Here is a 13,181-nt window from a genome sequence, read left to right as displayed (position 1 = left end):
CCTTGATAGAAATAAAAAAAGCAGAACGGCTTCAGCCACATAATAAGTAGGCCTAAAGTCGTTCTGCTTATATATAATAAACAACTCATTTTACTTGACAGTCACCGTCAACGGACTGCGTACCTTCCTGGCAAAATCTGCCATATAACGATTCCAGCCATCAGCGGTCTTGATATCTGCCTTACTCCAGGCAAATCCCCAGTAATATATGTAGTCGGAACCCGGTTCATAATCGCTTACAGCCAATACATGTCCGTCTGCATTGTTGCGTTGTTTCTTTTCTGTTTCCGAAAAGAGAACGGTCTTGATCTCTTTTACCGCAACCGGAAAGGCAGCACCCATAAAAATCTTGCCGTTATCCGGTCCGGTAGTAGGATCCACATAAGTCATGTAGCCATTGGCGGCATCAGCCACCACAGCACCATCGGGCTCGTGCAAGACGATACCGGTAACAACCGGAAAAGTCTCTTTCAGGTTAGTGAAAGAAACGGCGGTCTTATTCAAATGAGAACCTACGTCCAATGTAATGATGCGTGTTTCTACTACTGTAGTGTCACCTTTTACGCTCAACGGATTGAATACCAGTTTCACGGTGAAACGTAGCGGACCGTTATCCAAAATTTCCTGAGTCTTATAGCACCAGGGATAAACAATCGTATCGTTCACCATCAAAGCAGCCACACCAGCACCCAAAGTAGGTCCTACGGCATAGCAGTCCATACCGTAACCATGGTCTATATGATAGGAAACATGCGCATCCTTGTCCAGCTCTTTTGCATACATTGATTCCAAAACTGGTTCTGTGGTGTTATATTTCGTAAACAAGTCATAACCAAACCCACGTTCTCCCCTTGCCTGCAATGCAGGCCCGTAAGCACGGAACGCGACCAGGTCATTTTCCCAAGCCATGTCATCCATACGCTCAGGATAACTCTTACCACAAGACTTCACCTCAACCTCTCCGGGAATGCCGGGCTGAATGGTATAAACGGCAACAGCATTAGCACCCACGGCAGCCGGAAAAATCAGTTTCTCATCATAAGTAATCTGATAGGGAACTTGCCTGCCCTCACCATCCAGCACTATAACCTGTGCTGTGTCAGCCAGATTCAGACGGTTGGATATCTCAGCCATGGATAACTCCAACATTTCACCAGAGCGTTCCATACCCAACGGATTGGTCACCGTTACGGTCACTGTTTTGCTTTCGCCACAGGCAAAGCAAAACAGAACCGTCATACATAATAAAAGAAGCTTTTTCATTTAGGTTGCTTTCCTATATAAGCCAAGATACCACCATCTACATAAAGAATATGTCCGTTCACCGCATTAGAAGCCTCAGAAGCCAAGAATACTGCCGGCCCCGTAAGTTCCTGCGGATCCAGCCAACGGCCGGCCGGTGTCTTGGCGCAGATAAACGAATCAAACGGATGACGGCTGCCATCGGCTTGTTTTTCGCGCAACGGTGCGGTCTGCGGAGTGGCAATATACCCCGGACCGATGCCATTACACTGAATGTTGTATTCACCATATTCAGAGCAGATGTTGCGGGTCAGCATCTTCAAACCTCCCTTGGCAGCAGCATAAGCCGATACAGTTTCACGTCCCAACTCGGACATCATAGAGCAGATGTTGATGATTTTGCCATGTCCTTTCTTCATCATTGCGGGCAGAACAGCCTTGGATACAATGAACGGAGCATTAAGGTCAATATCAATGACGCGGCGGAAATCGGCAGCCTCCATTTCATGCATAGGAACACGGCGGATGATTCCGGCATTGTTTACAAGGATATCAATAGACCCCACTTCTTTTTCAATGGTAGCTACTAAAGCCTGAACAGCAGGTTCGTCTGTTACGTCACATACGTAACCGTGTGCTTTAATTCCCTTTTCAGCATAAGACTTCAGACCTTTATCAACCAGTTCCTGATTGATGTCGTTAAAACAAACAGTAGCGCCTTGCTCTGCAAAAGCAGAAGCGATTGCGAAACCAATGCCATAAGAAGCGCCTGTAACAAGGGCCACTTTACCTTCCAAAGAAAAATTCAAATACGGATTCATAATATTACTTATTTTAATTAGAAAAATTATTGTATTTACGTTTATACCATTATAAAAATACGGTTGGGAAACCTTCTTCTACCATAACTTCTTACATCTTCGGAATAGGGAGGATAGCAAAATTATAGTTCGTCTTCATGATAACAATGCATCTTATTAATTACGAATTCAAGTATTAAAAGCGCACCGTTTGCGCACACGATGCAAATGTAGCAAAAGAAAACGGAGTAACCGTGCAAATTCGTGTCAATTATATAACATTATTGTTCAAAACAAGTCAACTTTCACTAAAGAACAAATCCCTCAAATTCTATGTCAAGGCTGATAATATCCCTGCATATTCATTTCAAGGGCAGAAAAATAATTGTATTTCCCCTCCTCGACAGGATAATCCCAGCATCCCAACTGATGATAGATCTCTCCGCCAAAACCATGCTTGAACTTATACAAGCCATACATCGGGTGAGACGGCTCCGCACAAGGAGAAATGCCGAACATGTCATATTCGCTGCAATCATTATCCTTCGCTATTTGCATCGCCTTCCATTGCAGGGCATAAGTAGGCATCATGTTGCGCAGTCTTGACGATGAAGCACCATAAAGATAAGTGGCACGATGGGCAGACAGTACCAAGAACATGGCTGCCAATGGAATATTATCAAAATAAGCAATCAACAGCTTTACGTTCAGTGCCTTATCCTGGCATTCCATCTTGGAAGCAAAAACCGAACGGAAATAACTGATATCGTTCAGATGCAATCCGTTTCGGAAAGCAGTCTCAGTATAGAGGTCATACCAGACATTCAATCCTTCCATACCGGTGGATCTCACTTCCACTCCTTTTTTAAGAGAAAGCTTGATGTTATATCTTGTTTTGGGCTTCATCATACCTAAAATGCATTCTTCGTCCCTACTCAAGTCCAGCACAATCGTATTGGCCGGAAGGATGTTAGTATTCGCTTTCCGCAAGTTCCGGTTGCAAGTTCCATAGTTCAGCTTAATTTCCTGAAACTCTTTTTGGGGAAGGCCGATCCAGTTTCCATCTGCATCAAAATCTTCATCCCTACACCAATGTGACTTCCAGTTCAAATCATAACGCAAAGCAATGCAATGTTTGGGAAGATAAGATTTCAAGGATTCGGACAATTCTTCCAAAAACTCTCCCTGATTTTCTTCCGACGGTTCTATTTCAGGACCGTAAGGAAGATAGGCTATGTAATCCTCTTTGTTGAGATACTGGAAAAACATGATAAAGTCTGCATTCGTATGTGAAAATCCACCTACATTAGAATAGATTTCACTATTGCGGACAGAAAATTCAAAGGCACTGGAGTTCATTCCCAAACGTTCTTTCACCTTAGACCAAAAAGAGGTTTGCTGAACGATGGGAGTGCTATAAGCATCCTGAACATCCTTAGGTTCTATTTTCAGATTCATGGAAATTGTAAATATAAAACTGCAAAGGTAGGCAATAAAAGTATAAAAGGAAGTTTTATCTGTGTTATCTTTTCTACAGATACGGGTAGGATACAGCAAAAAGCCCACTAAAATTTGCGATTTTAGTGGGCTTTTGACTTATATAAGCCGTTGGAATGTTGGACTACCAGGACTCGAACCTGGTCAAACAGAACCAAAACCTGTTGTGCTACCATTACACCATAGTCCAAACTTATGTGCTTTCTGTTAAAAAGCGGTGCAAAGATAGAAGTATGCCCCGAAATATCCAAATATTTCGGGGCATTTTTTCATTTTCACCGTTAAATCGGTTCTTATTTGGCAATAACCAAGTAATAATTCTTCTTTCCACGTTGTACCAGGAGGTACTTCTCATCCAAAAGGTCAGCAGAGGTAATCACCCGGTCAAAAGCTTCCAGTTTCTCTTTGTTTAAAGAAACACCGCCACCTTGTACCAACTTGCGCATCTCACCTTTCGAAGCAAAAACCGCTGCATCTTCCACAAACAAATCAACGGCTTTCACTCCGGCAGACAGCGCTTCGCGAGAAACTTCAAATTGAGGAACTCCTTCGAACACGGCCAGGAGCGTATCCTCATCCAGCTTTCTCAACGCCTCGGAAGTTGCATTTCCAAACAAAATACCGGAAGCGTCAACTGCGGCATTATAATCTTCTTCGGAGTGCACCATAATAGTCACTTCCTTGGCCAAACGCTTTTGCAAAACTCGCAAATGCGGCGCAGCCTCATGTTCTGAAATCAGAGCTTCAATCTCTTCTTTGCTCAATGCGGTGAATATCTTAATATAACGCGCCGCGTCTGCATCACTCACATTCAACCAGAATTGATAGAACTTATAAGGAGAGGTATAACGGGGATCCAACCAAATGTTTCCGGACTCAGTTTTACCAAATTTACCGCCATCAGCCTTCGTTATCAGCGGACTGGTCAATGCAAACACCTCACCGCCATTGGTACGGCGAATCAATTCAGCTCCTGTGGTGATATTGCCCCATTGGTCAGAACCACCCATCTGCAACCTGCAACCTTTGGTTTCATACAGATGCAGAAAGTCATAGCCTTGCAGTAACTGATAGGTGAATTCCGTAAAAGACAATCCGTCACGCGCCTCGCCGTTCAGCCGTTTCTTCACAGAATCCTTTGCCATCATATAGTTCACAGTGATATGCTTACCTACTTCCCGGGCAAAATCAAGGAAGGAAAAATTCTTCATCCAATCATAATTATTCACCAGTTCGGCACGGTTTGGAGCATCTGACTCAAAGTCAAGAAATTTAGCGAGCTGTTTCTTCATTCCCTCCATATTGTGGTGCAAAATTTCCTCTGTAAGCAGATTGCGTTCAGCCGACTTACCCGAAGGATCACCAATCATACCTGTAGCACCACCGATCAACGCCAACGGTTTGTGTCCGCAACGCTGGAAATGACGTAAAATCATCACACTGCAAAGGTGTCCGATGTGCAAAGAGTCCGCCGTAGGGTCAAAACCAATGTATGCGGTTACCTGTTCTTTAGCCAGAAGTTCTTCCGTACCCGGCATCATATCGTGGAGCATGCCACGCCATCTTAATTCTTCTACAAAATTCATCGAATGATTAATTATTATTATTTAAACGATTATATTTCCACAATTGGACAGCTATGTTTCCACAACTGCGCAAAAATACGACTCTTTGCCCGAAGAAACAAACTCTTATCGTTTAAAAAAGACTCTGCTGATATTTCCCTTTATTGTTTCCTTCAGTTCATCCGAAGAAACTCCACGTATCGCGGCAGCCCGTTCATACAGTTCTTCTACCGGAACCATACTTTCGTCTGTTTCAATAAACAAGCGATCGGAAGGAACTCTGCGGAGGGTATCTTCCCTATATTTCTCACCAAACGAAAGATAAAAGCCGTGCCGAAGATACTCAGCCGCCAAAGGCTCCTTGCCACGAAAGCCATGAATAATCCACGGATTCGAAGGATAGAGTTCACGTTTTATCCTCAGCAGTTCCTCCACGGCTTTCACCAAATGAATAATCAAAGGTTTACCCACCTCCATTGCCAAACAAGCCTGAAGACGAAATATTTCCGTCTGCACAGACATAGGGGCATCTGCCAGTTTATCCAGTCCGGCTTCACCCATAGCAAGCACTTGAGGATGGCAAAGCAACCGGGAGAGGTTATCCATCACTCCGTCTTTAATATCAGATGAAGCAACACGCCACGGATGAATTCCTACCGAATACCAACCACCTTCCTGCGGAACAAACGCCTCCGGACAGCAGTTCACGATTGCCTCTCCGGAAAGCTGAGGCAAACGGTGCGTATGTATGTCAACAGGAAGTTTCATGGAACAGGATCATAACCGGAACCTCCCCAGGGATGGCAGCGCAAAATACGCCTTATGGCCAAACAAAGCCCCTTGAAAGGTCCATGTTTCTTAATGGCTTCCACTGCATACTGCGAGCATGTAGGAGTAAAACGGCACGAAGGCCCCAGCATAGGTGAAATGCACTTCTGGTAAAAATAAACGGGAAGCAGCAGCAGATATGAGAACAGCCGTTTCATAGATTCTCGGCAATACGGGCCAAAGCGGTCTTTATTCTTTCTTCGACAAGAGATGATGCTACCAACTGGTCTGAGAGGTAAATAAAAGCAATTGCCAGACGGCACTGCTTTTCTTCCAGTACATGTAGCAGTTCGTGTTTGTTCATGCGATAGGCTTCACGTATCTGGCGTTTCACGCGATTGCGTTTCACAGCACGCTTAAAACGCCGCTTCGAGACACTGATAAGAATGGAAGCAGGTGCTTCCATTTCCTCGACCGGCAAATACACCACACGTAACGGAAAGACCGAAAACGAACGTGAACCGCCCGAAAACATCTTCTCTATTACTTTCTTCTTATCAAGCCTCTCGGACTTGTGCAAAGTATTTGCCATAATCTAATATTTTTTGAGACTCATCCCAGTACCGACAAAACACAAATTACACAAATCACGCGATAAACATATAGAAAAGAAAAGACCGCATGATTTATGTAATTGCACTTAGAAACAGCAAGAATCCAGTCTCACTTTCCTTTATTATTCTCCTTGATAAACATATCAAGTGCAGCCGTCATAGAAGGAGCTTGTACGCTGGGAGCCTCCAAATCCAAACGAAGTCCGGCATCGCGGACAGCCTGTGCGGTCGTAGAGCCGAATGTTCCGATTTTTATCTCTTTTTGCTCAAAATCCGGAAAATTCTTCTTTAAAGAAGAGACCCCCGCAGGGCTGAAGAATATCAGCATATCATAATCAAACTTCTCATCCGTACCGAAGTCATTGCTGACAGTCCGATACATGACAACCTCAGTATGCTGAACCTTACTTTTGTCCAGCAGGCTTTTTATCTCATCCGTATGCACATCAGACATAGGAACCAGGTATTTCTCAGTCTTATGCTTTACGATGGAAGGCAATAAGTCATCAAACTTCCCGGTGCTTCCGAAGAAAATCTTACGCTTGCGGTATTGCACGTATTTTTGAATGTACAAGGCAATGGCTTCCGACACGCAGAAATACTTCATGGTTTCAGGTATCGTCACACGCAGTTCTGTACAAAGATGGAAAAAGTGGTCAATAGCATGACGCGATGTGAAAACAACAGCCGTATAATCCAATATGGATACCTTCTGTTGTCTGAATTCTTTCGATGAAAGACTCTCCACTTTGATGAACGGGCGAAAATCTATTTTCACACCATACTTTTCGGCGATGTCGTAGTAAGGAGATTTCTCTGATGCCGGTTTCGGCTGCGACACAAGTACTTTCTTAATTTTCAACGTCCTAAAATTTTATTATCAAAAAATCATTTAGTTGAGTCATTCCCTGATATAATGCAAAACAAGGGATGATTTCAAGGGCACAAAAGTACAAAATTAAAAGCAAACTGCCATATAAATCGTCACAAAAAAGCTTTAGCCACTTATAGAACATCAAAATTTTAGCAAAGAAGGCTAAAACCAGTCCGATTATCACTGTCAGATTCAAGCTTAAATCAAAATAGACAATGAACAACACGAATGGGAAAAGGGCAAATCCAAGATAATAAAGCAATGTAGAATATGATTCCAGCCAAAGCGACGTTGTACTTTCGTCAAAAAAAATCCAACCCAGAAAGGAATAAACCATCCACTTCAGGAACAGATAAAGAAGACATATTGCTATATAAATACTCAACAGAAGGAAAGGGGGAACATGGCGTACCAGCTCGGGCTGCGTATCACTGAAATAGCTAAAGGCAGCAACTCCGGCAAGCACACACGTCTGTAAAATCAGCAACAGCAAGTAGCGCATGTCAGTAGCGGTGGAAGTAGCGAATATGCTGGTGCGCTCACGGTGCAGAAGAAAGTCCTTCACCAGTTGCAGCAAGAACTTACGGCTGCGGGACAAGACATAGGATGACAAGAAGAAACAACACAGAAGGATGATGGTAACGCCATCGTCCATTCTCGGAGAATAAGGGATGGGGATTCCTTCGACCCCTGCTGCCGTCCAAGCTGTCAACAGGCTTATCATATAGCAGCAAACTTACGGATGGAAACATCCCACAGAGGAGTGGTGCGTACCAGTCGGACAGCCTCTTGTGCCGTTTGAGCCACCTGCCAAATATCACCGTGCTGCCGACGCATGAAGTTTTCGTCCATTGCCCTCCGGAACATATCAAGCAATGGATCGAAATAACCTTTGACATTCAGCACGACCACAGGATTCAGGTAGAGCCCCAATTGCTTCCAAGTGATGACTTCAAGCAACTCTTCCAAAGTACCGCAGCCACCGGGCAAGGCTATAACGGCATCGCTCAAGTCGGCCATCAACCGCTTGCGCTCATGCATGCTTTCCACCACACGGAGGTCGGTCAGCCCCGTGTGATGCCAACCCTGCTCCACCATAAAACGCGGTATCACCCCTGTCACTTCCCCTCCCACATCCAGCGCCGCATCGGCTACGGCAGACATCAAGCCCATGTTGCCCGCCCCGTTAACCAAGCGGATGTGTTCTTGTCCCAGCAGAGTGCCCAACTCATGGGCGACATCAAAATACACCGGATCTATCTTCGTGCTCGACGCACTGTAAACGCATACAGAACTTATCTTATTCATCATCTTATCCATTGAAGTACCACATTTTAATACGACCGCAAAGATACGAAGTTTCCCGCAACCAATTCCAAAACATTCCTTGAAAACCATACGGACGAGACATTATTTGTATTTGCACAATGCACAAAGAACCGAAAAGTTGTTTATTTTACCCATAACACATAAAATATCTCACCATATGTTATACTTATTACAAATGTAATCAGTAACTTTGCAGCATCAAACAAAACTATATTTCATAAATAAGATGAAAAGCAAACTTGTATTTTCTGCATTACTGGCCCTCGCATCGCTAAGCGGATGTATGAAACAGGAAATCTATCAAGGCTCCAAGGAAGAAACCAAAGAATACAATGACTTTGATTTCTCCACCGTAGCCCAGCCCACCTCACTCAACGTGAGCTACCTCAACACCGGCGTACAAACCAATGTGTATTTCGAGCTCTATGACGAGATGCCCGTCACCGTAGGCGAGTACAGCTACTCTAAACGGGACGACGTCACCCCGCTTTTCTCTGCCTATACAGATGACAAAGGCATCTATACAGGAACGGTAGAGCTTCCTTCTTATTTAAAGAAAGTCTATATCTATTCACCCGCCTTCTATGCACAGACACTGATAGAGGCAGAAGTGACCGGCAGCAGCATCAAAGCCACAGATGCTACCACAGTGACAACCCGAACCGTAGCCAGCACCAACGCAGACTTTCACAGCTATATGGACAACGGATGGAATCCCCAATGGGGCAGCAGAGCCAGTGCCTACAATGATGGTAATTGGAAAACGTGGTTGGGCGGCTATAACAGTAAAAAGAACGGAGAGGTACAATATAAATATACCGGCGCGGAAATGACTATTACCGACAATTCGCTCTACTCCATACACAGTGCGGTAATCAACGTAAGCCAGAATTGCCCCGAAAAATTCCGCAGCTCCAAAGACATGCTTGTCAGCGAAGACGCAGAAGCCGCCGTCACCTTCCTGGGACAAAACACTTGCTGGAACTGTTCTTTGGGATATTACTATTACACCGACGGAAACGCTCCCAAATCTTTGAATGACGTGAATGTCATTATGTTATTCCCCAATACACAAGACGGACACTGGAGCAACGACCTCAAAGCTTCCGCCCCAAAAGCCGGAATTGACAGGGGAACGGCCGTACAATTAATGTACTACCCCCACAAAGACAGTAAGGACGGAGCCACCACCGTATTCCCCGCAGGAACAAGAATCGGTTTCGTACTTGCCACCAACGCATGGAGTAACCGTACATCCACTTTCACGGGAAACAAAAAATACCGTGCCGCCACCACTCCGGGGCTGAGTGTAAACGACCAAGGAAAATCTTACGAAACTCCGCGTACCGCCATTTTTAAAACAGGCGGCTACACCCTGGTATCTTTTGAAGATTACACCACCGACCAAAACTTCAGCGATGTAGTAATCACCATGAAATCCAATCCCGTACAAGCAATCACCGACATCCCGGAAGTAGATAATACGCACACCACCACCAGCGAATATCAAGGCATTTACGCCTTTGAAGACCTTTGGCCAAGCCAGGGAGACTATGACATGAACGACGTGATGGTGAGCTACACCTATGGCAAGGAAATAGACCAGCTCAACCTTGTCTATAAGGAGGTGTTCACTTTCAAGACCTTCCAGAACAGAGCCGCCTATGACAACGGAGTGGGCGTGCGCCTGCTCAACGGCGGCACACCTGCCAATATCAAATACGAAATGCGCAAGAAAGGTGAGACTGAATTCACCGAAACCACATCCATCCTATACGAAGAAAGCGAAAAGATTTTCCTCCTGACAGATAACGTGAAGGCATATCCCAATACAGAATACAGAGTCACCCTCACATATAATACGCCAATACACACCGACAACGTTTCTAAAGCGAATGTATTCATCTATCGCAACGAAACAAGCGGAAAACGCTGGGAGATGCATCTGCCGCAAGAAGCGCCTACAAGTAAAGTCAACATGGACTACTTCAGCATAAGTGACGACTGCTCCGCACCAAGCAAAAACATCTACTATGTGCGCAAAGGCAACTATCCGTTTGCCATCTTCCTTGCCGGAGCCACGGAAGCGGATCTGGCCAAGTTACTGGACACCCGGAACGAAACGACCCACATTGACGTTCTATATGACGGATACAACGACTGGGTAAAGAGCAATGGAACCAATAACACCGATTGGTACAAAAAGTAACCGCCCCTTCAGCAATCCACATACACAACTTCATTAATAATTCTTCGAGCCGGATATAATCCGGCTCGGCTGCTTAAGCACTGCCATGTTTACCGACTAAGGCAGCGCTTAGGCATCTTTATTGTTTTTCCTGCCTAAGACTAACGGTTTTACATAGCAAGATTAATTCTTTCCATCATGGTGTTCTTTCCTTTCCACCGTGGTGGAAAGGAAAGAACACCATGACGGAAAGAAAGGTACACCACGGTGGAAAGAATTAATGCCAGGCATTGTCCTCCTTAATCCTTGCGAGGAAAAAGTATAAATCAAGCGATGCAACAGTTTAGCCGCTACTACATTCTTATAGCCTGCCACTGTTTATCAATTAGAGCAGCCGAACAAAAAAAGCTGCCCTTCACGACACCGGAAAAGTCCGGGCGGAAGAGCAGCCTTCTACAATAAATAGCCGTAAAGCTATGCTGATTGCCTTGTAAGATACGGATTCATTGCATCCGGACTTTTACAGGCCGAACGCAGCTTTCACCTTGTCCACATAGTCCAGCTTCTCCCAAGTGAAAAGCTCTACTTCAATATCCTTATCGCCTTCGTAACGCGAATGGAAATGTTTGGTGACAATCTGCGGCTCACGTCCCATGTGGCCATAAGCGGCAGTATCCTGATAAATGGGATTACGCAATTTCAAGCGGTCTTCGATAGCCTTCGGGCGGAGATCGAACAGCGCGTCAATCTTCTTCGCAATCTCACCGTCACTCATCTTCACATGGCTGCGGCCGTAAGTATCGACAAAGATATTGATGGGGCGTGCCACGCCGATGGCATAACTTACCTGCACCAGCATCTCGTCTGCCACGCCGGCAGCCACCAGATTCTTGGCAATGTGGCGGGCAGCGTAAGCAGCGCTGCGATCCACCTTCGAGGGGTCTTTGCCGGAGAAAGCACCACCGCCATGAGCACCCTTTCCGCCGTAGGTATCTACTATAATCTTGCGGCCGGTCAGCCCGGTATCTCCGTGAGGACCGCCAATCACGAACTTTCCCGTGGGGTTCACGTGATATTTGATATCGCTGTTGAACAAAGCCAATACCTTCTCCGCATGAATGGAGGCAATGACACGAGGCATCAGAATCTCAATTACATCTTTGCGAATCTTGGCAAGCATCTCTTCATCGGCCTTCAGTTGGGCAGCCTCACTGTCATCGGCAGGCCGGATAAAGTCATCGTGCTGAGTGGAAACAACTATGGTATCAATACGTACGGGCGTGCCGTTATCGTCATATTCAATAGTCACCTGGCTCTTGGCATCAGGACGGAGGTATGTCATCACCTCACCCTCGCGGCGGATGTCGGCCAGAACTTGCAGAATGCGGTGTGCCAAGTCCAATGAAAGAGGCATATAGTTTTCCGTCTCATTGGTGGCGTAACCAAACATCATTCCCTGGTCGCCGGCGCCTTGTTCCATAGGATCTTGTCGCTCTACACCACGGTTGATGTCGGGGCTTTGTTCGTGAATGGCACTCAACACGCCACACGAATTGCTCTCGAACATATACTCGCCTTTGGTATAGCCGATCTTCTTGATTACTTCGCGCGCAATAAGTTGGAGGTCAACGTACGCTTTGGTTTTCACTTCTCCAGCCAGCACCACCTGTCCGGTGGTAACCAGAGTTTCGCAAGCTACTTTCGAACTGGGGTCGTAAGCCAACAGTTTGTCAAGCACAGCGTCCGATATTTGATCGGCCACTTTGTCGGGGTGTCCTTCAGACACCGATTCGGATGTGAATAAATATCCCATAACTTTGAAATTATGAATTATGAATTATAAATTATGAAAATCTATGCGGAAAAGGGAATGAGTAGGGATTTGCAAGGAAGGAAGAAAGCGTTCCGTATCGCTTTGCGCATCGGCAACCGTCGCCCGGCTGCATGTGTTTTAGCATTTTTTTCCGTGGTTGCAAGCTACTCAAATCTCTCCACCTGTTGTTTTCGGGCGCAAAGTTAGCCGTTTTTCCAATATATGATTATATTTGCAAATAGTATTAACATTATATAGCTAAACATGAACCGCCTCGCCGCCTATTTTCATCAGAGAGACTGGAAGCAAATAGCTGCCTACTCCGTCTCATTCTTGCTTTTCGGCATGCTGCTTGACTTTCTTCTGGGCTTGAATGACACTTTCAGCATCCGGAAAATAACCGCCGGAATAATCGGCAGTTTTCTCTTCGGGCTGCTGGTCGCACCGGGAAAAAAGAAATAAGCCTCAGCGGAACTCCAGTGTCCTGAATT

13 protein-coding genes and 1 tRNA gene are annotated in these 13,181 nt (G+C 45.4%); 2 read left to right on the top strand and 12 right to left on the bottom strand.

All coding sequences use genetic code 11. The features are described 5' to 3' along the window. Nucleotides 1-90 precede the first annotated feature (90 nt). From BACHE_RS03885 to BACHE_RS03835, 11 genes are all read right to left on the bottom strand, one after another. Nucleotides 91-1,263 (bottom strand): DUF4861 domain-containing protein, encoded by a 1,173-nt coding sequence (locus BACHE_RS03885; protein WP_013546404.1) that lies wholly within the window; start codon nt 1,261-1,263, stop codon nt 91-93. Next, nucleotides 1,260-2,063 (bottom strand): gluconate 5-dehydrogenase, encoded by an 804-nt coding sequence (locus tag BACHE_RS03880; RefSeq protein WP_013546403.1) that lies wholly within the window; start codon nt 2,061-2,063, stop codon nt 1,260-1,262. The genes BACHE_RS03885 and BACHE_RS03880 overlap by 4 nt, the downstream gene beginning before the upstream one ends. 315 nt (nt 2,064-2,378) lie before the next feature. After that, the gene (locus tag BACHE_RS03875; RefSeq protein ID WP_013546402.1) at nt 2,379-3,500 is read right to left on the bottom strand and encodes a lipid II:glycine glycyltransferase FemX; all 1,122 of its coding nucleotides are present in this window, start codon (nt 3,498-3,500) and stop codon (nt 2,379-2,381) included. A gap of 158 nt (nt 3,501-3,658) precedes the next feature. Beyond that, nucleotides 3,659-3,729: transfer RNA gene (locus tag BACHE_RS03870), tRNA-Gln, on the bottom strand. A gap of 103 nt (nt 3,730-3,832) precedes the next feature. Then, nucleotides 3,833-5,125, bottom strand: coding sequence for a tyrosine--tRNA ligase (gene tyrS, locus BACHE_RS03865; protein ID WP_013546401.1), 1,293 nt, complete (start codon nt 5,123-5,125; stop codon nt 3,833-3,835). A 105-nt stretch (nt 5,126-5,230) separates the two neighbouring features. Beyond that, complete coding sequence (locus tag BACHE_RS03860; RefSeq protein WP_013546400.1) at nt 5,231-5,872, bottom strand: TatD family hydrolase; 642 nt, start codon at nt 5,870-5,872, stop codon at nt 5,231-5,233. Next, nucleotides 5,869-6,090, bottom strand: a complete 222-nt coding sequence (gene yidD / locus BACHE_RS03855; protein WP_013546399.1) for a membrane protein insertion efficiency factor YidD — start codon at nt 6,088-6,090, stop codon at nt 5,869-5,871. Before yidD ends, BACHE_RS03860 begins: the two co-directional genes overlap by 4 nt. Next, entirely contained in the window at nt 6,087-6,464 is a 378-nt protein-coding gene (gene rnpA / locus BACHE_RS03850; RefSeq protein WP_013546398.1) for a ribonuclease P protein component, read from the bottom strand. Before rnpA ends, yidD begins: the two co-directional genes overlap by 4 nt. A gap of 131 nt (nt 6,465-6,595) precedes the next feature. Further along, on the bottom strand, nt 6,596-7,348 hold the full coding sequence (locus BACHE_RS03845; protein WP_013546397.1) for a uroporphyrinogen-III synthase: 753 nt from the start codon (nt 7,346-7,348) through the stop codon (nt 6,596-6,598). Between the two features lie 4 nt (nt 7,349-7,352). After that, the gene (locus BACHE_RS03840; protein ID WP_013546396.1) at nt 7,353-8,084 is read right to left on the bottom strand and encodes a DUF4271 domain-containing protein; all 732 of its coding nucleotides are present in this window, start codon (nt 8,082-8,084) and stop codon (nt 7,353-7,355) included. After that, nucleotides 8,081-8,668: an LOG family protein gene (locus BACHE_RS03835; protein ID WP_041579628.1), complete on the bottom strand. Its 588-nt coding sequence runs from the start codon at nt 8,666-8,668 to the stop codon at nt 8,081-8,083. The genes BACHE_RS03840 and BACHE_RS03835 overlap by 4 nt, the downstream gene beginning before the upstream one ends. Nucleotides 8,669-8,915: 247 nt before the next feature. On the opposite strand from BACHE_RS03835, the gene BACHE_RS03830 reads away from it, so the two are divergent. Continuing rightward, nucleotides 8,916-10,898 carry an LruC domain-containing protein gene (locus BACHE_RS03830; RefSeq protein ID WP_013546394.1) on the top strand — a complete coding sequence of 661 codons (1,983 nt, stop codon included), beginning with the start codon at nt 8,916-8,918 and terminating at the stop codon, nt 10,896-10,898. A gap of 499 nt (nt 10,899-11,397) precedes the next feature. Here BACHE_RS03830 and metK read toward each other — a convergent pair whose 3' ends face one another. Next, nucleotides 11,398-12,690: a methionine adenosyltransferase gene (gene metK / locus BACHE_RS03825; protein ID WP_013546393.1), complete on the bottom strand. Its 1,293-nt coding sequence runs from the start codon at nt 12,688-12,690 to the stop codon at nt 11,398-11,400. Between the two features lie 264 nt (nt 12,691-12,954). Between metK and BACHE_RS03820 the strand changes: the two genes are divergently transcribed. Continuing rightward, nucleotides 12,955-13,152, top strand: coding sequence for a hypothetical protein (locus BACHE_RS03820; RefSeq protein ID WP_013546391.1), 198 nt, complete (start codon nt 12,955-12,957; stop codon nt 13,150-13,152). Nucleotides 13,153-13,181 lie beyond the last annotated feature (29 nt).

Source organism: Bacteroides helcogenes P 36-108 (genome assembly GCF_000186225.1).
Lineage (GTDB): Bacteria > Bacteroidota > Bacteroidia > Bacteroidales > Bacteroidaceae > Bacteroides > Bacteroides helcogenes.
The sequence above is the reverse complement of the archived record's forward strand: the minus strand, read 5'-3'. Positions and strand labels throughout refer to the sequence as shown.